At 52.8% G+C, this 26,548-nt stretch carries 19 protein-coding genes and 1 pseudogene; 11 read left to right on the forward strand and 9 right to left on the reverse strand.

The genetic code is table 11. The annotated features are described in order from the left end of the window. Window positions 1–114: 114 nt before the first annotated feature. A complete protein-coding gene (locus tag NMLP_RS14060) occupies window positions 115–687 on the forward strand; it encodes a site-specific integrase (RefSeq protein ID WP_076982682.1) in 573 nt (190 codons plus the stop codon). A 182-nt stretch (window positions 688–869) separates the two neighbouring features. Next, window positions 870–1,888 (forward strand): IS630-like element ISNamo14 family transposase gene (locus tag NMLP_RS14710; RefSeq protein ID WP_015408582.1). Its coding sequence is split into 2 segments (ribosomal slippage): window positions 870–1,368 and window positions 1,368–1,888, totalling 1,020 coding nucleotides; the frame shifts between segments, so codons are not numbered across the junction. Window positions 1,889–2,090: 202 nt separating this feature from the next. Here the strand turns inward: NMLP_RS14710 and NMLP_RS03090 are convergent. Beyond that, window positions 2,091–3,923, reverse strand: a complete 1,833-nt coding sequence (locus NMLP_RS03090) for a hybrid sensor histidine kinase/response regulator (protein ID WP_015408667.1) — start codon at window positions 3,921–3,923, stop codon at window positions 2,091–2,093. Between the two features lie 247 nt (window positions 3,924–4,170). On the opposite strand from NMLP_RS03090, the gene NMLP_RS03095 reads away from it, so the two are divergent. The 4 genes from NMLP_RS03095 (at window position 4,171) to NMLP_RS03115 (ending at window position 9,440) form a co-directional block, all read left to right on the forward strand. Further along, on the forward strand, window positions 4,171–6,426 hold the full coding sequence (locus tag NMLP_RS03095; protein WP_015408668.1) for a PAS domain S-box protein: 2,256 nt from the start codon (window positions 4,171–4,173) through the stop codon (window positions 6,424–6,426). Window positions 6,427–6,673: 247 nt separating this feature from the next. Further along, the gene (locus tag NMLP_RS14065; RefSeq protein WP_231857243.1) at window positions 6,674–7,924 is read left to right on the forward strand and encodes a PAS domain-containing protein; all 1,251 of its coding nucleotides are present in this window, start codon (window positions 6,674–6,676) and stop codon (window positions 7,922–7,924) included. A gap of 23 nt (window positions 7,925–7,947) precedes the next feature. After that, window positions 7,948–8,778, forward strand: a complete 831-nt coding sequence (locus tag NMLP_RS03110) for an IS5-like element ISNamo2 family transposase (protein ID WP_015408669.1) — start codon at window positions 7,948–7,950, stop codon at window positions 8,776–8,778. Beyond that, on the forward strand, window positions 8,775–9,440 hold the full coding sequence (locus NMLP_RS03115; protein WP_049926073.1) for a sensor histidine kinase: 666 nt from the start codon (window positions 8,775–8,777) through the stop codon (window positions 9,438–9,440). Before NMLP_RS03110 ends, NMLP_RS03115 begins: the two co-directional genes overlap by 4 nt. Before the next feature lie 308 nt (window positions 9,441–9,748). Here NMLP_RS03115 and NMLP_RS03120 read toward each other — a convergent pair whose 3' ends face one another. Next, window positions 9,749–11,500: a PAS domain-containing protein gene (locus NMLP_RS03120; protein ID WP_015408670.1), complete on the reverse strand. Its 1,752-nt coding sequence runs from the start codon at window positions 11,498–11,500 to the stop codon at window positions 9,749–9,751. 108 nt (window positions 11,501–11,608) lie between these two features. Between NMLP_RS03120 and NMLP_RS03125 the strand changes: the two genes are divergently transcribed. After that, window positions 11,609–13,087: a globin-coupled sensor protein gene (locus NMLP_RS03125; protein WP_015408671.1), complete on the forward strand. Its 1,479-nt coding sequence runs from the start codon at window positions 11,609–11,611 to the stop codon at window positions 13,085–13,087. Between the two features lie 236 nt (window positions 13,088–13,323). On the opposite strand, the pseudogene NMLP_RS03130 reads toward NMLP_RS03125, so the two are convergent. After that, a pseudogene (locus tag NMLP_RS03130) lies at window positions 13,324–13,935 on the reverse strand (transposase); the annotation flags it as partial. A gap of 285 nt (window positions 13,936–14,220) precedes the next feature. On the opposite strand from NMLP_RS03130, the gene NMLP_RS03135 reads away from it, so the two are divergent. Both NMLP_RS03135 and NMLP_RS16250 read left to right on the forward strand, forming a co-directional pair. After that, the gene (locus tag NMLP_RS03135) at window positions 14,221–15,186 is read left to right on the forward strand and encodes a DUF2800 domain-containing protein (protein WP_015408672.1); all 966 of its coding nucleotides are present in this window, start codon (window positions 14,221–14,223) and stop codon (window positions 15,184–15,186) included. A 136-nt stretch (window positions 15,187–15,322) separates the two neighbouring features. Beyond that, window positions 15,323–15,475 carry a DUF7837 family putative zinc-binding protein gene (locus NMLP_RS16250; protein ID WP_015408673.1) on the forward strand — a complete coding sequence of 51 codons (153 nt, stop codon included), beginning with the start codon at window positions 15,323–15,325 and terminating at the stop codon, window positions 15,473–15,475. Window positions 15,476–15,683: 208 nt separating this feature from the next. On the opposite strand, the gene NMLP_RS03140 is transcribed toward NMLP_RS16250, so the two are convergent. Together NMLP_RS03140 and NMLP_RS03145 are read right to left on the reverse strand one after the other, a co-directional pair. Next, complete coding sequence (locus NMLP_RS03140; protein ID WP_015408675.1) at window positions 15,684–17,036, reverse strand: DUF790 family protein; 1,353 nt, start codon at window positions 17,034–17,036, stop codon at window positions 15,684–15,686. Then, window positions 17,023–18,432 (reverse strand): DEAD/DEAH box helicase, encoded by a 1,410-nt coding sequence (locus NMLP_RS03145; protein ID WP_015408676.1) that lies wholly within the window; start codon window positions 18,430–18,432, stop codon window positions 17,023–17,025. Before NMLP_RS03145 ends, NMLP_RS03140 begins: the two co-directional genes overlap by 14 nt. Window positions 18,433–18,875: 443 nt before the next feature. Between NMLP_RS03145 and NMLP_RS03150 the strand changes: the two genes are divergently transcribed. Next, window positions 18,876–19,265, forward strand: a complete 390-nt coding sequence (locus NMLP_RS03150) for a hypothetical protein (RefSeq protein ID WP_049926076.1) — start codon at window positions 18,876–18,878, stop codon at window positions 19,263–19,265. A gap of 291 nt (window positions 19,266–19,556) precedes the next feature. Here NMLP_RS03150 and NMLP_RS14980 read toward each other — a convergent pair whose 3' ends face one another. The 4 genes from NMLP_RS14980 to NMLP_RS14080 form a co-directional block, all read right to left on the reverse strand. Further along, on the reverse strand, window positions 19,557–20,657 hold the full coding sequence (locus NMLP_RS14980) for a hypothetical protein (protein ID WP_152024092.1): 1,101 nt from the start codon (window positions 20,655–20,657) through the stop codon (window positions 19,557–19,559). A 343-nt stretch (window positions 20,658–21,000) separates the two neighbouring features. Further along, window positions 21,001–23,607 carry a surface glycoprotein gene (locus NMLP_RS03155; RefSeq protein ID WP_015408678.1) on the reverse strand — a complete coding sequence of 869 codons (2,607 nt, stop codon included), beginning with the start codon at window positions 23,605–23,607 and terminating at the stop codon, window positions 21,001–21,003. 280 nt (window positions 23,608–23,887) lie between these two features. After that, on the reverse strand, window positions 23,888–24,187 hold the full coding sequence (locus NMLP_RS14985) for a hypothetical protein (RefSeq protein WP_152024093.1): 300 nt from the start codon (window positions 24,185–24,187) through the stop codon (window positions 23,888–23,890). 161 nt (window positions 24,188–24,348) lie between these two features. Continuing rightward, complete coding sequence (locus NMLP_RS14080) at window positions 24,349–25,362, reverse strand: tyrosine-type recombinase/integrase (RefSeq protein WP_015408679.1); 1,014 nt, start codon at window positions 25,360–25,362, stop codon at window positions 24,349–24,351. 490 nt (window positions 25,363–25,852) lie between these two features. Here NMLP_RS14080 and NMLP_RS14085 point away from each other — a divergent pair, with 490 nt between their 5' ends. After that, window positions 25,853–26,533, forward strand: a complete 681-nt coding sequence (locus NMLP_RS14085) for an IS6 family transposase (protein ID WP_015408680.1) — start codon at window positions 25,853–25,855, stop codon at window positions 26,531–26,533. The last annotated feature ends 15 nt before the right edge of the window (window positions 26,534–26,548 follow it).

Below are 26,548 nucleotides of genomic sequence, written 5' to 3' on the forward strand. Positions count from 1 at the left end.
CGCTACGATTCAGACTCATGTATCAAGCCGGAACCCACGTTTCAGAGCTCTCAAACCTCGGTTCTGAAGACGTATAGTTAGACGCAGGCACGATACACAATAATAACCAAATCTATGACCGATAACGAAAGAGAGCTCACAAACGAGGAATACGCGACGTTAGTTAAATCAGCACACGACCACTCACCCCGCAACGGGTTCACTGTCTACCTCCTGGGTCAAACAGGCCTGAAACGAGACGAGGCTGCCAACTTCACGCCAGAGTGGTTTGACCAGGAGGAACAGGTAGTGACAGTTCCAGATGAACAAGAGGGGTGGAAACCGGCCAGACCACATGCTGCCCGTCAAATCCCGTTGTCAACACCAACAGCAAACAACATAGCGAAATATATTGAGGAACTAGATTCCTCGGTATTTCGTGTATCTGGGTCGGCAATTTACGATCGAGTCGTCACCGCCGGAGAACATGCCGGTATTAGCGGTGTATCCCCCAAAACACTCCGGCGTACGTACGTAAGGCGGTTGTACAACTCCGGTCTATGTGGAGGACTGATTTCGGAGATCATTGGCGTCCAGTCGGAAGCTGAAGGAATGTCTAGGTCCCTTTATTACAATCGTCTTGATCACTCAGACATAGACGAGTATTGGAGAGATGACAGCAGGTTAGTCAATCTCAATATGAATTGATCTCGTTCTGTGCCAAGTGGCGGGGTTGACTCGTCAATGGCGCAAAACAATATATCAACCGCTCAGGTTGAGCCATAATCAAATCAGGCCAGGAGACACCGTTACGTCACACAGAGAGGATCGGGCTTTGGGTAATATACTGACGGCTAAACTTATTTGTGTATAGAGCTTGTTTTTACGGTATGGACTACTTGGAGAAGATCACTGTTGACGAACTCCAAGAGATTTTAGCCGAAGTTGATGAAAAGAAACCAGTTCAGAGAATTCTTGCCGGTATCGCCTACAAGGACGGTGTCGAGCAGCAGACAATTGCGGAGCGGCATGATGTCCATCCAAACACGGTTCGTAACTGGCTGATCCGACTCGAACGGCTCGACTCAGAGCCGTTCGAGTCGGTCGTCTACGATGATCCTCGCCCCGGCCAATCACGCGAACTTGACGAAGCTGACCACGACCAATTCATCGAAGCTCTCCACGATTCTCCCAAAGAAGTTGGACTTGATGCGCGTGCGTGGACGGTTCCGCTAGCCCAGCAGTATCTTGAAGATGAGTTCGATATTGAGTACTGCCGCCGTCATATCCGGCGATTGATGTCCGAGGCCGGGCTGTCCTGGAAGACAGCCCGGCCAGAGTACGTCAAAGCTGATGAACGAGCTCAGGATGCGTTCCGCAAAGGCTTCAAAAAAAGACGGACGATCTGGACGACGACTACACAATCATAGCAATCGACCAGACACGCCAAGAGATCACGACGGATCTTGTCCACGCGTGGTTTCCAGAAAAAACGCGCCCGACACTCCCGGTGTCGGGCGCGTGGGAGAGTCTCAAACTGCTGGGCGGTGTCACCGCCAGCGGTGACACCTTCTTTCTGAAGTGTGAAGACAACTTTACCGCTGACATCACGACGCGGTTACTGGACGCACTCCAGACCGAGTTCGGCGAGAAAATCTGTGTTGTCCTGGACAATGCCCCGTATTTCGCGGCGAACGATGTCCACGACTACGTTGAAGACACACCGATCGAACTGTGCCACCTTCCGCGGGGTTCACCGGAGCTGAACCCCGCGGAAGGGTGCTGGCAGAAACTCAATCAGCGGCTTGGTAACCAACTTTTCGAAGAACTTGATGAACTGAGAGAAGCCGTCTTCGATGCGCTTGCGTCTATAGACCCACCAAACATCTATAATTATCTCTGTCCGTGAGTATATACTGGTCGATCAGCACACTCGGCGGGACGATTGAACTCGAACCAAACGAGCCCCAAGGGAACAGAATAACGGTGGAAGTCACGTTGGTTGAGTCCCCCGTCTGATCGTTACCGATTACTTTGCCAGTAACGCTCATCGGGTATCACTACTCTGCTCGTGTGAGCGGACATGATTGTCCGATTGTCCAACTATTGTATTATCCCGTCATGTTCTCAACACCGATGATCTCGACTCGTGTACCGCCAGCATCGCTCTCTGTGAGATGCATCTCCCATCCGTGAGCATCCGCGACTTGGCGGACGATACTCAACCCGAAGCCAGTTCCCGATTCGTCCGTTGAATACCCAGTCTCGAGTACGTCCTCGCGTTCGTCCGGCGGAATTCCCTCGCCATCATCGGCAATATAGAACCCTTGGCTCAGACGGCCAACGGTTACGTTTACGCCTGACCCACCGTGTTCGACCGCATTTCTGAAGAGATTCTCAAGCAACTGTCGAAGCCGACACCAATCCGCCTGAACACTCATATCGACATCAACCTCCAGTGTTGCCTCCTCACGCACAGCGCCCTGCCAGCATTCGTTACAGATCGCCGCAATATCTATGTTTTCGAAATCACAGCTCGACTCTCCACTCCGTGCATACGTCAATAGATCCTCTATCAATGTCTCCATCTGATCGTGGGCTGCAATGACCGCATCGAGGTGGTCGCTCTCGCAGTCGTTTTGAGCCAGTTCCACTCGACCTCTTGCCTTACTCAGTGGGTTCCGGAGGTCATGAGACACGATACTCGTGAATTCCTCTAATCGCTCGTTTTTTTGTCGAAGCTCCTCCTGCTCACTGATGTCGATGTAGAACGCGAGCGTTCCAAGCCTTTCTTTGTTCCCATCCGTTCTGGGAACCGAACGGAGCAGCGTTTGGATAGGCTCGCCCTCGGCAGTCACCAACGTCCGTTTTTCGCGCACGAAGTCACCGCTTAACGCCCGCTCATATCCGCCTTCCTCCAGTAATGCGTTTCGCGATTCCGAGGTATAGAACGTCTCAAGTGCCTCGCCGACGAGCTCGTCTTTTTTATATCCTAATGTCTCAGCGAATAGGTGATTGCAATCATCGATGAGCGGCGCTCCGTCGTCTAAACGCGTGATTACTCCCATCACCGGGGCCTGTTCAAACAGATATCGGTACTGCTCGACGAGGTCTGTCGTCGCCTCTTTGAGCTTCTCCGTTCGGTCGGTAAGCTGCTGTTCACGCTCTTTTTGAGCTGTAATATCAAAAATTGCGCCCCGGACGGTGGTAATTTCGCCATCGGTTTTGATTCCTTCACCAGTCGTTTGCACCCACCGGACCCGGTCATCGTCGGTTACCAACCTGCATTCGGCGTCATAGTTTTCGCCAGTGTTCATACATCGTTCAACAAGGCCTTCGAGTTCGGCTCGGTCGTCGGGATGGTAAAATTCGAGTGCCGTCTCGACAGTTGGCTCGAACTCCGAGTGAGGGTCGAGATCGTGAATCGCGTACGTTCCATCTGTCCAGCGGACCTCACCGGTTTCGACGTCAATCTCCCAGCCACCGACGCCGGCCAGTCGTTCCGTGCGGGCGAGTAGGTCCCGGTTTCGGGTGAGTTCTTGACGAGTATGGGACTGTTCGACGATGTTTTCGATCCGATTAGCTAACACTTCGTACTGGCTAGTCCCGCTTTCTTTTTGTAGATAGTCTGTTACGTCGGCGGAGATAGCGTCGCTGGCGACCTCCTCGGATCCCTTGCCAGTGTACAAAATGAACGGGAGATCTTTGTAATCGTTGCGAATGCGTCGTAAGAACTCGATTCCGTTTGTTTGTGGCATTTCATAATCAGACACGATACAATCGACCGTATGGTCGGATAGGATTGCGACGCCTTCCTCAGGGCTTGTTGCGGTTCGAACAGCAATCCGGTCGGATTCACGCTCGAGGAAGGCCTTGGCTGTCTCAACAAAGGCTGGGTCGTCATCGACATGGAGCACGAAGAGGTCTGTCTGGGGAAGAGCCATACGATCACTCGATACTAGTTTGAATCACAACAAAGGACGGTAAGTGTACTCACGCAGGCGGCCTTGATGTCTTGAGATCATTATCGTGTTGGATGGCTCCCAATTAACAACTCAGCCTACTCACAGGTGATTTACAAAATTGGTAACTTTTGAATATTACTGTGCCTTCACCGTCTATTATGAACGATTCCCAACTAGTATCGATACTATTTAAATATTGGCGATGGGGAATACGTATGCACCTATCATGGAAGACATCTCGACGGATCAGGCGGCTCTCGTGGCCGATCTACAGACGACGACCCAAGAGTATGAGACGATTTTTAACGCCGTTGCCGAAGCTATTTTTTTATTGGATGTAGACGAGGAGGGGACGATCCGATACCAGCGGTTCAACGAACGTGAGGAGGAATTCACCGGCAAATCCACCGAAGATGTTCGTGGCAAAACTCCTGTTGAAGTGTTCGGTGACGAGCTCGGAGGCAAATTACAGGCCAACTACCGAACGTGCGTCACGCGACAGGAGACAATCACATACGAGGAAACATTACACGCAAGCGGAGACGAAACCGTCTGGCGGACCACATTAACCCCAATCGTTGAAGACGGCACGGTTCAACGCATCGTCGGAACTGGTCAGGAAATCACAGAACTGCAAACCTCCAAGCAGAAACTAAAACAGCGTCTCTCGTTTCTGGAAAACACCTCAGATGTGATTATTCTACTTGATGAAACGGGACTCGTCCAGTATCAGAACCACTGTCGTGACCATCTCCCTGGCCCAAACGTGTTCGATTTGACTGGGGCGGACCCCGCCGTTCGCATTCATCCTGATGACCGACAAAAAGCCAGAGAGACATTTACATCTGTAGTTGAGGAGCCAGGCGCTACCGACCGTAACGAACTCCGGATTGAACAGACGAACGGCGAGTATGGGTGGTATGAACAACGTGTCCTGAACCTCTCCGAGAATCCAGTGGCCAATGGCATCCTCATCAGTAGTCGAAACATCTCCGACCGGAAACAAAAACAAGCCAAGCTTGAGGGGATCTTCCAAGCGGCCCGTGACGTCTCGTTTATCATCGCCGAACCGACGGAAGACGGGAGTGACGCAATCATCAAAGAGTACAGTCCCGGAGCCGAGCGCCTCTTCGGATACACCCGTCCGGAGGTAGTCGGTGAATCGGTTGGGCTGCTCCACCGACAAGCTGCGACCGAACGGATTCCGGATATTCACGAATTAATTAGATCCGGTGAATCGTGGTACGGCGAGGTTGAGCACGTCCGAAAGGATGGCTCAACGCTCGATGCAATATTATCAGTTCATCCGCTAGAACTTGAGGGCCAGCTGTGCTTCCTTGGAGTCTCGATCGATATTTCTGAGCGCAAACGTCGCGAACGCGCGCTTGAGCAATTACACAGTTCGACCCGTGAGTTAATGAGTGCGACCACCATCAAAGAGGTAGCTACGATCGGCTCTGAGACGGCTGCCAAAGTACTTGATCAGCCAATGAATGGCATCCATCTTTATGACGCGGAGACAAATGCGCTTGTACCCGCCGCGTGGACGGAGGAGACCGCGGAACTGCTTGCTGGACCGCCACCCACACTCCTGGTTGAGGATAGCTTGGCCGGGCATGTCTACCGGACGGGCGACGCGGAGTATTATACTGATTTGACCGAACGGGAGGGTCGCTTCGTTACCGACACCCCATTCCGTAGCGAACTTGTGCTTCCGCTCAGCGATCATGGGGTCTTTATTTTGAGTTCGACGACAGCCGATGCGTTTGATCAGGTTGATACGACACTGGCCCGGGTACTAGCAACAAATATCGAAACAGCATTAACCCGCGCTACCCAGCGTCAGCAGCTCGAACGTCAAAACGACCGACTCGACAAATTTGCGAGTGTGCTCTCACACGATATCCGGAACCCGCTCAGCGTGGCCAGGGGCCATCTCGAAATGGCTCGGACGGCGTGTGAACACGATCATCAACATCTTGAGGCCGTCGGGCGGGCACACGACCGGATAGAAACGCTGGTTGACAGCCTCTTGACCCTCGCCCGTAACGTCGACGAGGTCGACAAGTTGGAGCCAGTCGAGTTACACAAGATCGGCAATATCTGTTGGCAAAACATCGAGACCGAGCAAGCCACTCTCGAGATAGAGTGTGCCCGAACGATCCGCGCCGACCGAAACCGCCTCAAACAGCTGTTTGAGAACCTTTACCGGAACGCTGTCGAACACGGAGGCGAGAGCGTGGCCGTAACTGTCGAAGAACTAGATAGTGGGTTCTACGTAGCTGATACTGGGCCAGGGATTCCCGAGAGCGATCGCCAAGACGTCTTCGAGGCAGGGTACTCAACGAATGACGGCGGGACCGGCTTCGGTTTGGGGATCGTCAAACGGATTGTCGAGGCACACGGCTGGGAGATTCGCGTGACTGAGAGCGAACAGGGCGGGGCCCGGTTCGAAATCACCGGTGTCGAGAACGGTGCGTGACCGATACGCGCGTTCCATCTTGCACGCCACTCAGACTATTACTTGGAATTGGTAGGACTCTCGTCACTAGATAAGCACGTTCACCGAACGGCTGATTCGGCTTGTACTAGTCGGAAGCAACAGCTTGTGAAGGGTTATATAATACCCTCTGAGTGTGAGTGAAGCAGATACGCCGAGGTCACGATCCCTCCCCGTCTGAACGGGTCAAGCGGCATATCGAAGAGCGATATCCGTCCAGAGATTAAATATGTATGACGTCGCTGTTGGTACGATGGCGTCGGAACACGAGCGCATCGACAGTCATGCCGTTCTTGATAGCCTCCCAGATGCGCTTTTTGTTGTCGACCGACAGCGGACGATCTCATATGCAAACCAGCGGCTGTGTAATGTATTGAATATCTCCCGCATCGATCTGCTGGACGAGCCACTTGCGTTTCTTGATCAGTTTGTATACGAGGGGTTTGAGAATCTCGTGTCGGCTATCGATGAAGTTCTCTCCGGCAGGCAAGATGATCTTCGGACCGAAATCGAGACAACACTGCCTGAAGCCGCCCCTGTCCAACAACACATCACGGTCGATGCCCGTGTCACCGCTGCCGATGGGAACGGCATCTCGGGTGCGCTCGTGGTGCTGCGAAATGTTGAGGAATATCACGAACGGCAAGCTCAACCCCGACACGAGGCACAGCGCTTCCGGACTATGTTTGAACGACACAGCGCACCGATGTTGCTGATCGATCCGGACTCTGGGCGGATCGAGAACGCAAACCGCTCGGCAGTCGATTTCTATGGATATGACGCCGACCGGCTTTACGGAATGCCGATCGAACGAATTAATTGTCACTCCCCCGAGGAAGTCAGCCGCAAGCACAAGTGTGCTCACCGCGGGGATCAGAACTGCTTCGAGTTCGAACACCGCCTCGCGTCCGGCGAGACCCGGGCTGTGGAAGTCCACTCCTCGCCGATCGAGATCGAGGGACGGACGTTGTTGTTCTCGATCGTCCATGATGTGACTGATCGCAAGGAGTCCAGACGTGAGCTCCGAGTGTTCCGGGAAGCCGTTGCACAAGCCGGCCATTCAGTCATCATTACCGATGTCGACGGGGCCATCGAGTACGTCAATCCGGCGTTCGAGGAGGTTACCGGATACGACGGGGACGAAATCGCCGGAGAAACACCGGAAGTACTCAACTCCGGCAGGCGGGACCCCCAGTTTTATGAACAGCTGTGGGAGACAATTCGCTCCGGAAACGTCTGGGAGGCAGAACTTGTCAACCAAACCAAATCCGGTGAACTGTACTACGCTGAACACACGATCGCCCCTATCGTCGGAGACGACGGGGAAATCACGAATTTTGTCGCCGTCCAGAAGGATATCACGGAGCGAAAGCTCAAGCAAAAGAGACTCTCCGAGCTCCATCGTATCTTGCGGCATAATGTGCGTAATGGCTCTATTGAATCCACGGACGGCGTCGGGGTAAGTCGTCAGAACGATTGAAATGAAGCGGAAGAAGTGCTTCTGTGCAAAAGACTCTCTTCCGCTTCGTCAAACAAGCCGTCTCGGTCGCACGAAAACTTACTGATGCTGCGCTGATGCAGATCAGCCATCCTGCCGGCAACGGAGTTGCCGGCTGGAAGCACGCCGTCCTGCATTTTCTCCGGCTTCATATGGATGCGACACTGCAAGAGGTCCTTGATTGGGCTGAAGAGATGGAGCGGGTACGAGCCGCGCTCGACTTAGAGCGCGGCGCGTTCCCCGGCCCTTCGGCACTCTGTAAGTCGTTTGACCGCGCACCGATGCGAATCTGGCGCGAGCTGCTCCGACTCTTGTCGGAGCTGCTCGAGCAGTCTGGTCACGCCGCTATCGACGCCACCTATTTCGACCGCCATCAGGCGTCAACTCACTATCTCAACCGCTGTGATCGTAAGGTACAGACCGTCCAAGCGACGTTCCTCGTCGATACCGCCCACGGCGCGGTGATCGACGTACACTGTAGCACGAAGTGGCCAAACGGGACGAACGTCGGCCCGCAGGTCGCCCTGCGGAACGCAGGCGACCTGCGGAGCCTCGCCGCCGACAAAGGCTACGACGATATGAGCTTCCGAGACCAACTCCGTTCAGAAGGCGTAAGACCGCTGATTAAACACCGCGTCTTCGCACCCTACGACCACGCGCACAACGCGCGGATCGAAGACGATCTCTACAATCAGCGGTCGGTCTGTGAGACTGTGAACTCGGTGATTAAGCGCTCGTACGGCTCCGCCGTCCGAGCGCGTGCCTGGTACCGTCAGTTCCGAGAAATCACTCTCGCCGCGGCAGTCTACAACATCGAACGAACCCTCAAACAATGAACCCCATCGCTGTATGCGGATTCAATAGAGCCGTGCGTAATGAACTGGCAGCAATCAAAGGCAACGCGGAACTTCTCGCGGGCAAGCTTGATGGGGAAAACCGCAGACAGTTGTCGTGGATACTCGATCGAGCCGATGCGCTTGACACGACGAGCGAAAAGATAACCTGGCTCCAACAGCGGATCGACAGTGACCACGATGCCAAGGCGGCTTGCTGTCTTCAGACAGTACTGACTGAGCTGGCCACGGAAATACGGGAGATGTACCCGGACGCGAAAGTCGATATCGACACTGAACCAGTTTCGATCCGGATGGAGGTTGAGACCTGCCAGCAGCTTTTCTTCGAACTCGTCGAGAACGCGATTGTCCACAACGACCGGGACGATCCGGTGGTCCATGTTACAGTTACCTCCCCCGATCAGAAATCGGACCAGGTCCAACTTGTGGTGTCCGACAACGGGCCCGGAATCCCACCGCAGGAACGAACCGCGGTTGAGCTTGGCGTTGAGGATCCACTAAAACACGGCAGCGGGATTGGGTTGTCGTACATTCACTGGATTGTCACCGAATATGGAGGTGATGTTATGATTTCGGACAACGATCCCCGCGGGAGCGTTGTCACGTTATCTCTTCCGTGTGCTGAAGATTCATCAGAAAATTAATGTTCTACGATCATCTGTCTTTAGTGTCTCTCGTAAGTGCTATTTTCCCGTGCAGCTGGCGTGAAAGCGTCGAATCTGGATGAAAACGGAGCGACTTCGTATTACTGAGAGTATTAACTAAAGACCAATGCCCTGAACATCGTTGGTACGAGAAAAAACACCTTCCTCCTCGGCGACAACTGACGGCGAGTCTCACATCAAAGCTACTGAAAGGCGGTCTTTCAATTCCTTGGCAGAGCGTGCTCTGCCAGTGGCCCCACCCTCCACCAGCGGACCTCTCAGGGTGAACAAAGTAGGGTGGGGGTAGTTCACTCTAGTGTCTCGGTTAACGGAACTTCCAGCGTTATTTTATTGCCTCGAGGCTCGTTCGATTTGAGCTCAATCGTCCCGCCAAGTGTACTAACCGACCAGTATATTACCCAGAGCCCGATCCCTTCCGCATGTCGCATCGGCGTTTCCTGCCCCGATTTGATAATCTCCCAAGTCGCCTGCGGAATTCGAGGGCCGTTATCAGCGACCGTGACAACTGCCATATTCCGCTCCTCAATAGCCGTGATTGTGATTTCGATTCGCGGCGTCGGCTGATCGTTATGCTCAATCGCGTTCTCTATAAGCTCTTTTAATGCCACCTCAAAGACAGCCCCATACACGATGGTCGCCGAATTTTGATCTTCAATCGCTAACTTAATTTCCACGTCAGCGTACTCTGATCGGTACTGCTCAACCGTCGACACCGTCCTACTGAGAGGCATCTGAATGGGGTCTTCGTCTGAGTCGATTAATCCAATCAGCCGTCGAATCGCCGCTGTTCGCTCACTGATCGATTCTAGGCTGCCTGCTTGCTCACGAATGCTATCGGCAACCGCCTGTACGTCTACATCACCACTACTGGTAGCGAGTAACTCGGCATACCCATCGATTACGGTTACTGAATTCCGAACGTTGTGCCGAAGAACCCGATTAAGTACGTCCAACACCTGCCTTCGGAGTTGTTTTTGCGTGATCTCTTTTTCAAAAGCAACATAATATTGGATTGTGCCTCGGTCGTCCTCAATCGGCGTGACCCGCTGGGTAGTTTCGTATCGTTCGCCTGCCTTCGTTTGGTTGGCGATCTCAGCCTCCCACGTTTCTCCCGCGGTGATTGTCTCCCAGAACTCTTCATAGAACGCTTCATCCTGATCGCCGGAGTTGAGAATGCGAGGGGTTTGCCCGATTGCTTCTGCCGCTGAATACCCCGTTATGCGCTCAAACGCTGGGTTAACATACTGGATGACACCCTCCGCGTCGGTGATGAACAGCACCGAATCAGCTTGTTCTGCATATGTTTCGAACAGAAGCAGTTCCCTCTGGTGTGTTTTCATTTCGGAGATATTCTGCTGAAACCCGAGATAATGTGTTACGGTCCCATCGCTGTTTTCAACCGGCGAGAGCGTTATGCGATTCCAAAACTCCGTGCCGTCTTTGCGGTAGTTTCGGAGCTCAACGGTGACGGACTGTTCGGCGTCGATAGCGGCTCGCATCTTTGCAACCGGCTCATCGCGTGTCCCATCACCCTGTAAAAACCGACAGTTCTGGCCCAGAACCTCGTCTCGGGGATAACCAGTAATATCCCCAAAACCATCGTTTACATAAATAAGTGGCTCATCATCAAGCGTCACGTCTGCAACTGTAACGCCGACCGGGGCTTGATCAATTGCGTTCCCTCCGAGAGTGGTTGACGTGTTGAGATTGGGCTGTGAAAGGCTGATAAAGACCGTCCGAATCTGGGACTGGCCGTCCCATGTCGTAGCTGCGCTCACAGCAATTGTCTCGCACGCAGTCTCATTGGCACAATCAAGTGTGAGTTGATGCCGACACGTTGCTGTATCACCATTAAGCAACTCTTCAAAAGAATCAGATAGAACAGCCCACTCCGGTTCAGTTATGAATGGGTCAAGTGGCTCTCCGATTAGCTCTGCCGGTGTATCAGCCCCAATAAGCGTACAAAACTCCTGATTAGCATACGCAACCCCCTCCCCCGAGTGAATTATGGCTGGTCGAATCAAGTCTTCAAGATACATCTTAGTAGCTCATACTTCCGAGCATAAATAAGCAATAGTGTAAATCAGTACTCGTTACCAGATATATTTTCCTATAGATTTTACATAGTTTCATGTCCTTCAGTGGTCATGAGCATTGAACGAGGGGCAATGAAAATAACTGAAACGGAACGAACAGGTGTTGTCGGGGCAGACCTAACCAGTCGGATAGGCATTGACGCCGATGAAATCGCCTGGCGCAAGGAGTATACACAGTTTACTGACGAAGACGCCCAACACCTCGTTGATGTAGGCGATGTGTTCGAAGAAATTGCAGATGAACTGGTCGAAGAGTTCTATCAGCATCTCCAGACATATGATGAAACAATCGCCATCCTGGATTCATCGTCAAAGCCAATCCAGGCGCTCAAACGCGATCAACAGCAGTACTTGATTGAACTCGGACAGGGCGAGTACGATCAGCGGTACTTCGATAGGCGTGCCCGGATCGGTAAAATTCACGACATGCTCGATTTAGGGCCGAAAATCTACTTCGGCGCATATAGCATCTATTATGACGGTATTGTGGATACACTGGCCAAGCGTGCCACTGAGAATCTGGATGCTGAGGCGACTGCGGCTGTTGAGAGGCTTACTGATCAGATACTTGCTGTCCAGAAACTCATCAACCTTGACCAGCAGGTAGCGATGGATACCTATATCGATTCATATAGCCAGGAAATCGAAGAGACCGTCGCTGAACAGGAGGCGTTGATGAATCAAGTCGAAAGCGAACTTGAAGCGCCGATCCAAGAAGTGTCCGAGGCGGCAGAAGACATCACTGAGAGTGCAACAGTCGTCAGTGACTCGGTAACCGAACAGACCGACCGGATGCAGGAGGCATCCAGCGAGCTCGGCAATCTGAGTGCAACGATCGAAGAGATTGCTTCGACGGCGACCGAGGTGGCTAAGACAAGCGAGCGGGCTGAAACACTCACTGAGTCAGGAACCGAGTCGGCAAGCGATGCCCGAACGGCTATGGAAGACATTCAATCAGCAGTCGAAGGGGCATCGGACAATATGGAGATGGTACAAGAACAGATGAAGGAAGTAGATGAATTCACGACAATTATCAACGAAATTGCCGACCAGACGAACATTTTGGCGTTAAACGCCTCAATAGAGGCGGCACGAGCAAATGAAGGCGGCGAAGGGTTCGCCGTCGTCGCAGATGAAGTCAAATCGCTGGCCACTGAGACCAAACAGAACGCCGGAGAAATAGAAGAAACCATCAAGCAGATGGAGACGGACATCAAGGAGACCGCGGATAGCCTTGGCATAGTCGCCAAGCAAGTTGAAGATGGGAGAAGTGAGGTTAGCGAGACGATGCAGAATCTTGAAGATACGCTCGATGCCGTTCAGGAGTCCGCACAAGGGATCCAAGAGGTATCTGATGCAACGGACGATCAGGCGGCGACAACAGAGGAAGTTGCAAGCATAGTCGATGCGCTAGTTGCCGATCTCAATGAGGTGGCCGAAGAAGTCGAGACGATCGCCGCAGCGAACGAAGAGCAAACCGCCCAGATACACGAGATTGCAGAGACAGCTAGACAACTCGGCTCGGAATGACACCCCTCTTACCGTAGTTGGAACGCAGATTCCCTCGCTACACGATATCGACGTTGGAATCCTCAAATCGTGCACCGCGGTCTTCGCTGGCGGAGACGCTGATTTCATAGACGTGGGGCTTAATTACTTATTGAACGACATTCAAAAACCAGGCTAACGCCGCATCTCAGAGCCTTTCAGCTCCGACGCGAACTCTTCAGAAAACCAAGTAATAAAAACACTCCATTCATCTTTAGCTAAGACTCACACCTCGGTTGTGTAGCGGTAGCGAGCGTCTCTTGTAAGATCGGTCGTTGTTGGTGGATCTTCTGAGCATCCTTGATCAGCCGCTCCAGCAACGGCGGTGGCGAGCAGCCAAGGTACTCTCCGAGTTCGTGGAGGATGAGCTGGGCGTGCGACCAGAAGGTCGCCGCCCAGCGTTCCGGCGGAAACACGATCTCGTCGTCGGCCTGCTCGGTGACCAGATCCAACAACTCACGACTCAGCAACAGTGACAGCAACGCCGCGTACAGCAGAATCTTCACCACATCCGGGTCGCTCGTGTCGAACCTGTCCAACTCGTACTGCGTCTTCAGTTTGCGAAACAGCGTTTCTACCTCCCACCGACACCGATACAACGTTGCTAGATCCGCCGGGAAGAACTCATCTCGCGGCAGATTCGTGATGTAGAAATGGTAGTCGTCGGCGTCCTCGTCGCGGACGCCGCCGACGCGGAATCGCTTCGCATCCAGCGAGCGCGTCCCTTCGTACTGCCCTCGCTTGAATTCTGCTTCGACTTCGACGTCGATGTACCTCCGCGAGAGGTCATCGACCATATCGTGGATCTGCTTGCCCTCCAAGGGAATGGCGCAGGAAAGTAGCCCCAGTCGGATCAAATCAATCGCCGCAGTTCTGATTCTGTTTAGGATTGGTTGTCTCCGGCATCGCCTTCAACGTTTCAAGGCTGAATTCGAGAATGGCATTAGATAGTCCCTCTGACGCTTCGGCCCTCCAACGAAGCGCCATAATAACATATAGCATGCTCGGTATTAATTCTGATGGAATTCTAATACTACGAGTGGCCTAAATGAATAACGGTCAGCAAATGTCGTTGGCCTCCATAATTTAACGGGATTGCTACTCAATCTGCAGATATGGCCTTCGATGTCAGCTGGCACACGCTACTTGAGGAGCTCGATGATCTCCCCGAAGGGGCCACGTTGCTTACGCCGCTGTCCCACGATCAATTTTGCGTTACTGAGGTGCAAGAACAGCGGGTCATCATTGAGTTCCTCAATCGTGAGATCGATGAGACACGATCACTCCAACGCGACCAGTTCGAAACACTTTATCGACGAATCACCGACGAATCAGGAGGATTCGAACTTGATCGGCTCCCACCAGACGCAGATCCGTATCCAGCCGTACTAAGCCTTCATCCCCGGTTTGAGGTCGATGAAGATCAGGGTCTGATTATTGAGCGAGACACCCCGACTGAGACGCAACTCTTGGAGGAGCCTTCAGAGAAGTCGTCTCAGCGGACTGAGCCAGACATAGGCATCTACGCTGATGTTTTGCTGTTGGCGGATATTCTTGAACGCCATGATGTGACCAATCTAGAAGAGATCGAGACTGATGCGCTGGTGAATGTCTACACGCTGCTATCGGACGTCCAGCGGAATGCCAACGATCTACGGCAGGATGTTGGAGATGTTCTGCTACATCGACTGCACCATGATCGGCCCGTTAGTGGTTCATATGGCTCCGTGCAGCGAACCTCTCGACGCAACCGTGAGCTCAAAGACGAAGACGACGTGATAGAGACACTAGAAGCAGTTGGGATCGGTAGAGATCGAATCACCAGTGTTGATCACGCGAAAGTCGACAAAGCACTAGAGGTCACCGGACTGGCCGAATCCGATGTTTACGAGATCGAAGAAAGCGAATACGTCAGAAAAGCCGATGTCGACGAAGCAGTGAAAGAGAGCCGACTGCAAGGCTTGAAGAATCAGCTCGCAGCGACGGAAGGAGACGAAGCACAAGAACTGCGCGAGGAGATCGAGGAACTCGAAGAGAGAATCGAGGAGCTGACCAGTTTCCGAACAGGATCAGAGGTGTGAACAGACTCATTGTTATACTTTCACTCCGGTTTGAGGAATTATTTATTTACTTGGGGTAATTCCGTACATAGAGGGCGCTAGGCCCTCAGTGTCACGCGCTCCTTTCCACTTTCAACGAGATACGAGGTGAGAACCAATGACTACAACCAATCCCCCGATACTCGGCGATTGTCCCTCCTGTAGTGCAACTGTTACAACTAGTGATGTGCTTATCCAGTACGAAGTTGATGGACAGCCAGCCGTCTACGCCGAATGTCCTCATTGCCGAGAGGTGGTGAACCCAGCGTGAATAGGATTCATCAACTGAAGCAGATATTGGTGCCGGAGACGCAGACCACTCGCTTAGCCGAGTGTCGGCACTGCGGAGAGTCAGTAGACGCTGAAACAGAGGCGTGCCCGGAATGTGGTTCGAACGAGATTGCACGGTATGAATTCTGACTGTTGACCAGTCGGAGTCGTCACTAAAACGGCTTCAATACGTGATAGGTGATTGAGAGCTACTGGATTGGTGACCGATCAAGGGCATATTCCTCAGCCAGTTCCACAACATCGTAGACGTGAATCCCTGATTTGAACCACAGCACACGGTCATCCATCCCTTTGAAATCCTCTGATGAGCAATCCAGTCGTTCGGAGACGGACATAATAAGGTTGTCATGGTTGGCTTCACGTATCTTTGTCAGCTTCTCATCAAGGTACTCAGGCGTCCAGAAGCCGATAACCTCGAAGATTGCTCGCCGTCCATCGGGGTGTTCGATAGCAAAATCAGGGAGCATCACCTCCGCACCTAAATCAAGCACATCGTCTTCTCTAATCAGGTGCCAGTCTGTGTTCGCTCGCTCCCACTTCTGGGCAAGCGTCCGCTCGACATCGGAGTCGAACTCGCCTTGGGCTGCGTAGTGTGATGACAGATCCTCGGTATGGTCAAGCTCAAACGAGAGTGTTCGACCTGCCGACCCACCCTCATCGTTAAGAATGTCGGCCTCCATCTCCCAGCGGTCGCATAACGGGAGGGCAGGCAGGAAGTTCGCCATCCGTATCCCATACTTCCGCGATTTCGAGAACAGAGATGCTGCGCCGTCCAGTATGGCTTCGTATCCGTCCGCAAGGTTAGTACTCGCCACGCGAGCTCCGGTGCTGTCGATTGGATAGATGCGGTGCATTAGTCCGAAGAGCTTCACGTAGCTGAACACTGTCGCAAAGGAGTCCCAGACACGTACCCGCATCTCTGTGGCATCGTACAGTACCGCCTGTGCCAAAGCGAGATTATACCGAGTAAGCAGCCACTCGGTCGTGATCGTGTCTTCGGCGTAGGATTCATCGCTATTGCCCGTTAGCCGTGTTGTCGTTGACGAGTCGTCTGTCTCGTCGTATTCATCGGAAACCCGGTGTCCGAACCGAACGAGGCGTTTGTTCTCCTCCAAGTCAGCATACATGCCCCGGTAGCATTCTTCGAGTGTGATTCCCAACTGGTCAGCGACAGAGCTGTACACCTCTAACTGCTGTGTATCGTCACCGAGCGTCGGCTGGCGGACAATCGGATACGAATCGTTTGCCTTCTCGAAAAGCGCTTGACGAATCGCTTGGGGCTCTACTGGCGCGACCGTCTCGAACTCACACTCGTCTCGCAGCAGCTTCGCCAGTCCCTGGACGATTTTGTAGTCCGTATCTGCAACAGTGAGTTGGTCAATCGTGTCTTCCAACTCGCCTTTCGGGTCACCAAGATGCTCGTTGAAAATCTCGATGAGCTCAGCAGCCGTTTGTTGATACCGGTGCTCGTCGACGTCGATGAACAACGGGCTAATGTTATCATCATGTGTGCGCGAGCGTGCGAGGTCAGCTGTTAGCATTCGTACTCACTCCCTGCCGACGCTGTTCAGAGACGTAGGTCTCGATTGTGTCGTCGGCAATGATTTCGTAGAGACGAGCGGGTTGACGGTCGTCTGTCGGTCGGAGAATCCGTCCCAAGCGCTGTGCGTACTGTCGTTTCGAGGCGCTTCCAGAGAGAATGATACCTACGTTTGCAGACGGAACGTCAATCCCTTCATCTAGGACCTGCGACGTAGCCAGCATCGAATACTCACCTGTCCGGAATCGCTCTAGGATCTCGGTGCGTTCGTCAGTCTCGGTCTGGTGGGTGATACAGGGCACGATGAACTCTTGGGAGAGCTCGTAAGCGAACTCGTTATTCGCAGTGAAAATGATGGTACGGTCGTCGTAGTGTCGTTTTAGCAGATTATCGAGTGTATCCAGTTTCTTGTGTGCAGTCCGAGCGATTGTCTCGGCTCGCTGCTTGGCGATGAGGGCTCGTCGCCCCTGTGAGTCATACGAGGTGCGTTTGAGAAACTCCGCATAGCCCTGTTCTTTCCAGAGATCAAAGTCGTGACTGTCGACGTAGTCACGGTAGATCTGGTACTCTTCGTTGTATCGCTCTCGTTCATCAGAGGTGAGTTCGACTTGGAGATGGATGGTCTCGTACTCGCTGAGAAACTCGCCTGCCAGTTCGTCAACGTCTTCGCGATAGACGACCGTGCCGAGTAACTCTTCTAGGTCTTCGTGGGCTCCATCAGAACGTTCATACGTTGCAGTGAGACCCAGCCGGTATGGAGCGATGGTCATCTCGGGGATTTGTTGATACGTCGGGGCCGGCAGATGATGTACTTCATCAACGACGAGCAGCCCGAACTGATCGCCATACTCGTTGATATAGCGGTACGCAGAGTCGTAGGTCGTCACCGTGATGTCCGTCACATCATGGCTGCCACCGCCAAGGACACCAACGCCCTCCGGGAGCTGGTCGTCGAATGCATTCGTGAGCGTAGCGTGCCATTGGTTCATGAGGTCAATCGTCGGCACGACGACGAGCGTACTCACAGCTGCATCCGCAATAGCTTGAACAGCGAGGAACGTCTTTCCACTCCCAGTTGGCAGAATCACACTCCCCTGTCGGTCATTCTGTTTCCACGCTGTGAGAGCCTTCTGCTGGTAATCGCGCGGTTCAATAGCGACGGAGGGGGTGAAATAGAACGTGGAGTAGGCACGGGCGTCGTCGGTCAGGTCAGTTACAGTCGCTGTGGATTCTTCGAGCGTTGCCTGCCCATCAGGTTCGGTTGCCCAGTCTCGAATGTCACGGTAACGTTGGGCCTGTGCTCGATACTCGTTGATACGGTCATCCCATTCAGCATATGGCACGGACTCGGGAGCGTTCTCAAGAAGGAGTGTTCCGTCATCGAACGAGAGTCGCATACAGACTTCTCTATACGGGTCGGACACTTGTTGTTGCTGGAGCAGACACATCTATAGATAGACTATATTAGAACGCTCTTGTGGCGTAGATTGTTGGTGACGGTCTCGTAGATTGGCTGAGTTTCTAGAGATCTCTCGTTCAACCAATCTCGCCCCAGTTCTGGATCGGCTGATCGCGTGGTCCAGTTCTTGCAAAATGACCAGACGGCTCTCCACCAACAATCTCCTATGGAAGAGCGTAAGTACATTCACCGAACGGCTGATTCGGCATCTACTGGTCGGAAGCAACACCTCGTGAAGAGTTGTATGACCCCTCGATACAGAGGCTGAGGTCAGCATAGACAGAGAAAGTCCGATCAGTTAGAGTGACCCCGGTTGCTTTCGATGTGAATGTCCGAGAAACAACAGTTACGTATTTGATATCGCGTATACGAATGAACTGTATGCTCCGTGGGGATATCTTGGTGGGGATACTGCTCGTTCTGTGGACGATTACAGCGCCTGTACCTGTCAGTGACGCCACCGCTACCTCGGTTCACTCAGAGCCTCCTCTCGGCTCAGTCGATAAGGTGCAACAGGCGACGGAGACACCAACTCAGTCTGAAGGGAATGAAACCATCTTCAGGGAGGTTGAGACGGACAACAGTTCGTTCGTCATTGAGGCTAATCTGTCACTCTTTACGACGCTGTTTGAGCCGGGGTCTGTCCTCCGGATCGTGACGGGCGGAACAGCGTACGGCGAGCGTGTCGTCTGGTTCGATATCGGTATCGCTCGCAGCCAGGATGGGTTTGAAACCCGAGCCGATATGATGATCAACCTACCATATCTGTAGGGCGTCGAATCAAATAGCACGGCTCCAATCCGGTTCAGCAAGGTGCAACAGAGGGCCAACTAATACATTCCTGCTGTTGTCCACAACGGTGGATATGTTCCCGACGAGTGCACCAAATTAACCAATTAGAGTGTCTCTGGGCGCTTCTCAAGCCGCAGTGGGCAGAATCCTATGGCTTCTCAGGGCTTAGAGCATCCCCCCGAACCCACTATCTCCTTCGCTCACCGAATCTTACGGGCACGCCGATTCACAGGCTAATTGATTGTATCGCCCTCAATGTGTTCCACTAAATTAGCGAAGAGTGTATTGTTTCGTTATTCTAACCGCGAGATAGCTGAACACGAGCGCAAGGACGCCACTAGTAATCGTTAGACCAGCCTGATCTTCTAAGAACGACTCGTCTTCGCCTAAACTCTCAGTACTGTTCGGTGACTGCTCATCTCCTGCATTACTCGTACCAGTTTCACCAGATGAGCCCTGCTCAACGGCTTCAGCGACCGCAAACGTCGAGTATCCAGGCGTTTCACCGGTCACCTGATACACCCCATCACCAACCGCAACTGTTGTTTCTAACGGGTGCCAGCCACTATCTTCAGTTGCTTTCCGATACATTTGCAGGTCGTCTATATCATCGGAGACATCACCCACATCGATATTCATCGTGACAGTTCCGCTGACCTGAGACGTATCAATATCGCCAGTATCGATGTCGACAGCAGCGTATGTATTCGCCGCCGGTTCAACCGTTGCGGGGCTTTCTGTGACTGTTACTTCTGACAGTCGTCCAGTATCGCTCCCCTCCAAGTTATCGCCGGTGAAAAAACTGAGCTGTGAGACACTTGTTCGCTCAACCGTTACCTGTTGGATCCCATTCTCGTCCGGGGCTGGAAGTTCAACACGCTCACTTTCAATTTCGGTATCGGACGGATTCTGTCCCCCATCGTCTCCGTCTCCATCCTCAGCTAACGATGACCCCCCACCGCTCCCACTACTGCCACCGTTGGAAGATGATGCAACAAGCGTTGTGGTCAGGTTGAGCTCGGTGATCGTTCCCTGCTCCCACGTGCTCGTTTGGTTTGCTTCACCAGTCTCGAACCCCTCTGCGTCAATATAAAACGCAATCTCTTTTCCCGTATCGCTGACATCGCCACCGACAGTGAGCTTCTGATCGCCGACAGCTGGACCGCCATACGTACCTTCTGGATCCACCGTGATCGTACCACGGGTGTCGTTTTCAATACGTGCTTCAATCGTAGTCCCAGACGGAGCTGGCTCTCCATTGATCAGTACTTCACCGTAGAAGCTTGCAGGGACTGTCGGCTGATCGGTCTGCTGTATCGGTTGGGCTGTCCCCGTTGATATAGCTCCTACCCCTCCGGCGAGCCCCAGCATAGCAACAACCCCAATGATCCCAAGCGACGTCACGCTGATAGGACGCCAATCAGTCATTCGTCCGCCCCACACAGTCTCCGTCTGGATTGAGGCCGCCGATTTCCCCCCTCAACCTCCACGCATTCCTGATGTTCGAGTACCGAGACGCGCGTTCCCAAACCGTTCCCGACCGGCACGGGCTGGAGAACCACCCGGAGAGCGACTGCCAATCTCGCGTCCAAGGCGTGCAAGAACGCCGCCTTCTTCGCCTCTTGATCGGTTTCAAAGACGGCTGCCAGCAGTTCCTTGCAGGGATCTTCAGGGCGCTTGGTACCCCCTGGGGACATGTCGGATTAGGTTTCACTCACGACCCCTCCGCTCGACACTGTTGGAGTTCAGCTTCGAGATCGTCGATCTCGCTTTCGAGATCCGCGTTTTCGCTTTCGAGTGCCGAGACATCGCTCTCCAACCCGCTGACCTCGTCCTCGAGTTTGGCGTTTTGATCCTCCAACTCGTTGATTCGTGCCTGTGCCTCGGCCAGTTCGTCTTGAGCATTCTGAGGGTTCGAGAACGTATCCAGATTCAGTTGCTCATCAACGTCAGTTCTGGTTTCGACGCCAGTCAGCACTCCCGGAAGCGTTGTGTCGTCTTCAGCGTACACGTAGTACCCTTTGAACGGAGAGACGGTCTGTGAATCGGAGCCGATATAATGCGTGTTGAACTTACCAACCCCTCGCAGATACTCTGACGATGGCTGATTGAACCGATCAAGAACCAAGAACGAATGTTGCACTGCAAGCACCGTGTCGGCATCACCGCGTTGGGGAGCTGCAACAAAATTCCATCCTTCGGTTAGCGATGCTTGTGGCGGGACTGTGGTAGCTGATTGCGTAGCCAATTCAACGTCCAACGAGAAGGTGTCTGGTTGGCCACTGGCCCCCTCTGTTGCGATAGCAATCGCATCAAGTGCGTTGAGTGTGGTGCTCTCAAAATCGGTGACTGGTGTCCACTCCCCATCAACGAACCGAAATACGGTATATCCTTCCGCTGTCGGATCGACGATATCTGCAAGTGTTCCTTGCGTTTCGCCGGGAATACCAAGCGAGTACATCTCCCCATCGTTGGGGATTTCGAATGTGTACGTCAGATTCGATTGATCAATGTTTTCAAATACAGTGACAGTACTGCTTGCTTGCGCCTCAGTATCGGTCACGTCAAAATTGAAGTTGTAGTCCTCCGACGGAATATCAGTAAAGTCAACGTCGTTCTCAGTATCCTGGACGTTTATCAGAGCGATTCTGTCATCGCTTCTGCTATTCTCTGTGGTGTATATTGCTGCATTGAATGGACCAAACCCAGCACTTGAATCGTCCACCCCCTCATCGACCCGATTATTTAGTGCTGTTTGAAGATCCGTCTCCGGGGCAAATATATTGAATAGTTCCTCTGAAGAGAGGTCACCGTTGGCGGTGACGTTGAGGGTGTAGGAGCCACGCGAGGACTCGATGTCGAGTTCCGTGTTCGAGTCCGTGAGGTCGTCGTTCAGGACCGGCATGTCCTCTTCGTCGAAGACAGTTTCGAGGTCTTGGACGCCGACCTCGAAGGTGCCCGATCGGATGAGCTGGCCGTCAGTCGGGAGGTTGCCGTTCTGATCGACGACGAAGTAGTTGCCTGCATCGAGGTCGTCGGTTTCGATCTCGATGACGGCTGCGGTACTAGTCGTGAAGCCGAACTCGCTCGCTGCGCTCGTGAAGTCACTTCCGGACTCAACATCGAGGGCCTTCTGGAACTGGCTGTCGTCGACACTGCCGGCGTCGAAAGCTTCGACGCTACGGAGTTCGTAACTATTCCCACTCGGGTCGATGTCGTCACCGTAGACGTAGACATCCTGTCCTTGGAAGATGAGCGTGCCGGGCGCATCGTAGTTGACGCTGCCGTCAGCTGTGGGATCTTGTCTACCGGAACTGGTGACATCAAAGGATCCAATAGTACTCGCAGTACCACTATTGATATCAACACTGTATGTCAGGCCGAAGGCGGTTCCAGCGGTAGTAGTGTCGATGTTTGTCAGCTGCAGCGAGTCAATTGTGAACGAATTGACTCCTGAGTCAGGAGAGACATCCACCGAAATTGTGTTCGTGCTGAAGCTCGGACTTCCGGAGACACTACCACCGGTGATGTCGCCAGATCCGATTGCGACGCCAGCGCCGGGACTGCCAGATAGTGTGGCACCCGCTGAGCTGCTCAGCGAGGACACGTCAACGTTGACGGTGACCGGGGATCCCGTACCGCCCTCCTGTTGCAGGTCTACTTCAATCGGATCAATGCTCTGCGTGGTGCTGCTCTGTCCAGTCTGAAGCTCTCCTGGCTGGATATTACCCGCATTAGCGAAGGCGGGGTTGTTTGTGTTGGTAATCTCAAAAGATGAGGTCTGTGTATCACCACTGCCAGCAGAACCACCATCACTCTCGAAAGTGTACTGGGTGGACTGGACAGTAGCACTAGATGCGTCAACAGTGATGTCGAAATTCACTGTGATACTAGTGGATGCGGAAGTAGCACTCTCGTCAATAGTGACGGTTACGACCTCACCATTTGATCCAACGCTAGATGTCACAGCACCGGAAACACTCGACGAAGACGAGTCTATCGCTGTGCCAGCGCTACCATCGATATTCTCTACTGAGCTGACCGAGAGGCTAGAATCGGCTTCTGTCATATTAAATGTGACTTGTGCGGATCCGCTAGCTGTTGAGTCATAGTCGGTACCAGCTTCTGCTGTGAATTCTATTGTCTGCGCCTGCGAGCTGCTACTAATGTCCAGATTTGATGTCGTAGTCGTGGACGTTAGCGCAGCGGCTCCGCCAGCAAACGCTACTGTCCCTGCGAAGACCCACAGGAACATGAGCGCTGCCAGGAAGACGGTACGAATTTTTTTTTCAGAGCTAACTATTGAATCCCCAATTCCCATAGGGAGGAACTCTTGTGCTGTAAAATAAGTTTGATGACTAGAAGCAGGACATCGTTGAACGTTATTATAAAAAGATTGTGGATATTGGTGCTCTAGTTTAGCCGCGGCGGTGCGGAATCAACACTTCAGCCGGTGATAGTTGCCGTTCCGTATCTATAATAAGGGTTCAATTCAGATTGCAGAATCGCCCGACAGCGTTCCATCAACAATGTACTTCACAAGAGCGTAGCAGCAAAGAACCTGCTTAACAATACCGTGCAAACGTTATCAAACGTGATCCCTATTCTGTTTCAAGCACGATATTATGATCGCTAAGCTTCTCGTGATTATCAATTGTGTTTTGTTTATAAAATACTGCTCTACAATCCTCACAGCGGTATACCGGAACAGATTGGTCGTTTCTAAACAACACATAAATAAACCCAACAGGTAAGCCAAAGATCATCGTTCCCACTCCCCAAAGTCGCGAATTACCATGTCTTGCAGCATCTTCCCACACGGCAACTGCAATAATCACTGAACTAATTGCCCCGACAGCGATCACACCAAGTATCAAAGTCGATACCACAAACGTATACATATAATCGACATATTTATAACTTTAGTTAAATCCTCAAGCGGTGGTGGGTTTGGGGCTTTTGAACGTGTCACTCAGGTTTGAATATTGAAGTGGAAACACGTTCCACATACAGTACGATTATCAACACCGGTCCTGTATAAGTTTAGCAAGGTGGCTACGGCCTATTCATCGGGAAGATACTGCCGTCGTTGTTTGAGTTTCTCTTCGGGGCTCCGTTGATCGTAGTGTCGGTCAAGCACATCTAATCCCAGATCCATTCGTGACCCGACGATCTCTTTCGGCGTATCCTCCCGGAGGTGGTGTGTGATCGAGCCGCGGCGAATCGGATGGGGACTCAATACTGATGGGCACTTGTGTACTTGAGCAGTTTGAAGCGCCTCACAGGTCTCGAGATCGCGATCGTGAGGACACTGGTCAGTGTACACGCATGGTCGGGTGTATTGATACGTAATCGTCCGACCTCGATTTCTGCTTAGCCGGCCATGCCGCGTGACGAACAACGGTTCTCGACCATGTTCATCAACCGTGCCAGGATGGTTGACCGCAAGCCAATCATCAAGCACGTCACAGACACGGTCACTTAGTGCCACGAGACGCTCGCCCTGTGCCTGATTCTTGAGAGTCGTTCCCGGCTCCGGTCGATGGACCAACTCTAGGTACTGTCCGTCCGGATCATAATCATCCACATCGAGGCCGCATGCAGCGCCGATTCTGAGGCCGGTATGCCACAGTACTTCGAACAGTACGTGCTCTAATTTCGCGTACTCGTACTGCTTAAGATGAGCCAGAATTTGACGCGCCCGTTCAGGGTCCAGCATCTCATCGCGTGCATCTTCTTCAGTAGTCGTTGGCAGGATGACTTTCCCATCAAGGCCTGCTTCGACAGCATCGATACTGGCACAGAATCGGAGAAACATCCGGAGGGTAGCTAGTTGCCCCTTCATCGTGGCAGTAGCTAAGTTATCTTCCTCTCGACGTTTGACGCGAAAACGGTGGATATCCCGACCTGAGAAGTCGTTGAGATTCTCTATCTCGTTAGCTTCACACCACTGGGTGAACTGTTTGAGTCGGTAGTCGTGAGACTGGAGCGTGGCTTCTGCGAGTTCGTGCCGGCGGTCGTCGAGGTACATTTGTTTCGCGGTTCGTGGATCGAGCGGTTCAAGATCGTCTGACATTAGCTTAGCTCCCGAAGCCTCGGAGGTCGGGTATTCTAAGCATAGTCGTTGGCCGCTTACTCGGTGATTAACTGGTTGCTGACGGTCCGGCAGGTTCTGGATGGTTCCCGCCCGGACCCATCCAGAGTTTGCACGATTCATAGCCGACGGAATCGACCCGTAGAGACCAGCTACGGCTTGTTTTCTCCTTCGGACACCGGTTTCGTCGCTTTGTTTTCGTTGGAGTCCAACCATGCTGTGAATGCGGGTCGCCGCCCTCCAGGCTTCTGTGATATCCGACGCGCGTTTGATACTAAATCAATCGCTGATTGAGATGTAGTATAGGATAGCGACTCTTGCCTTGGAATTGTGTGTCATAGAATATACCATACACCCTCTACGTAGTGATTTTAATACTTTATTTCACATCTGATTCGGGCAGATACCGTATTTTGGGCACTGTCTAGTTAAGCTAGTTTGAGGAACGAGCAGATCGTTGAGGCAGTTTGGGATGATGCTCGCAGACCTGCTCAGCGAGTGTTTTGCGGCGGATTTAAAAGAATGTTGGGAGCGTGGGCGGACGGCGACGCCCATCAGGACGTTCGCTGTCCGACTCCACGCGACCGGTTGTTCACTCAGAGAAACAACAACGATTCTTGCTGAATTAGGCGTAGAACGCTCTCACGGAGCGGTTTGGAATTGGGTACATCGGGTTGCTGACAGCGTTCCTGACCCGCCGTCGGCGCAGTCGACGCGGGTCGCTGTCGACGAGACTGCTGTCAAAATCAATGGAGAGTGGTCTTGGTTATACGCTGCAATAGACATCGAGACGAAGTTGATCCTCGACGTACAATTGTTTGGACGACATGGCACCGATCCGGCGGCTGCGTTTCTGCATGGACTCCGCGAGAACCACGATCTCTCCGACGCCGTGTTTCTCGTCGATGGCTATGGCCATCAGACTGCCATTGCTCGGTTAGGACTGAGCGGTCGGCTTGATTACGTCAACCGAAACCTCATCGAAAAGTGGTTTCACACACGCAAAATGCGGGTCAACCGCTTCCATAATTCATGGGTCGGCAGTCGGTCAAGCGCACGTGAATGGGTTGAACAGTTCACACACTACTACAACCACCAACGACCGCATCAATCGCTCAACGGACGAACGCCAGCTGACGAGGTGCTAAACTAGACAGTGCCCACCAAA

The organism is Natronomonas moolapensis 8.8.11 (assembly GCF_000591055.1).
GTDB lineage: Archaea > Halobacteriota > Halobacteria > Halobacteriales > Haloarculaceae > Natronomonas > Natronomonas moolapensis.

Coding starts and splice junctions, on each gene's coding strand:
- NMLP_RS14060 (WP_076982682.1), top strand. CDS start 115: ATGACCGATAACGAAAGAGAGCTCACAAACGAGGAATACGCGACGTTA.
- NMLP_RS03090 (WP_015408667.1), bottom strand. CDS start 3,923: ATGGCTCTTCCCCAGACAGACCTCTTCGTGCTCCATGTCGATGACGAC.
- NMLP_RS03095 (WP_015408668.1), top strand. CDS start 4,171: ATGGAAGACATCTCGACGGATCAGGCGGCTCTCGTGGCCGATCTACAG.
- NMLP_RS14065 (WP_231857243.1), top strand. CDS start 6,674: ATGTATGACGTCGCTGTTGGTACGATGGCGTCGGAACACGAGCGCATC.
- NMLP_RS03115 (WP_049926073.1), top strand. CDS start 8,775: ATGAACCCCATCGCTGTATGCGGATTCAATAGAGCCGTGCGTAATGAA.
- NMLP_RS03120 (WP_015408670.1), bottom strand. CDS start 11,500: ATGTATCTTGAAGACTTGATTCGACCAGCCATAATTCACTCGGGGGAG.
- NMLP_RS03125 (WP_015408671.1), top strand. CDS start 11,609: ATGAGCATTGAACGAGGGGCAATGAAAATAACTGAAACGGAACGAACA.
- NMLP_RS03135 (WP_015408672.1), top strand. CDS start 14,221: ATGGCCTTCGATGTCAGCTGGCACACGCTACTTGAGGAGCTCGATGAT.
- NMLP_RS16250 (WP_015408673.1), top strand. CDS start 15,323: ATGACTACAACCAATCCCCCGATACTCGGCGATTGTCCCTCCTGTAGT.
- NMLP_RS03140 (WP_015408675.1), bottom strand. CDS start 17,036: ATGCTAACAGCTGACCTCGCACGCTCGCGCACACATGATGATAACATT.
- NMLP_RS03145 (WP_015408676.1), bottom strand. CDS start 18,432: ATGCGACTCTCGTTCGATGACGGAACACTCCTTCTTGAGAACGCTCCC.
- NMLP_RS03150 (WP_049926076.1), top strand. CDS start 18,876: ATGCTCCGTGGGGATATCTTGGTGGGGATACTGCTCGTTCTGTGGACG.
- NMLP_RS14980 (WP_152024092.1), bottom strand. CDS start 20,657: ATGCTGGGGCTCGCCGGAGGGGTAGGAGCTATATCAACGGGGACAGCC.
- NMLP_RS03155 (WP_015408678.1), bottom strand. CDS start 23,607: ATGGGAATTGGGGATTCAATAGTTAGCTCTGAAAAAAAAATTCGTACC.
- NMLP_RS14985 (WP_152024093.1), bottom strand. CDS start 24,187: ATGTATACGTTTGTGGTATCGACTTTGATACTTGGTGTGATCGCTGTC.
- NMLP_RS14080 (WP_015408679.1), bottom strand. CDS start 25,362: ATGTCAGACGATCTTGAACCGCTCGATCCACGAACCGCGAAACAAATG.
- NMLP_RS14085 (WP_015408680.1), top strand. CDS start 25,853: ATGATGCTCGCAGACCTGCTCAGCGAGTGTTTTGCGGCGGATTTAAAA.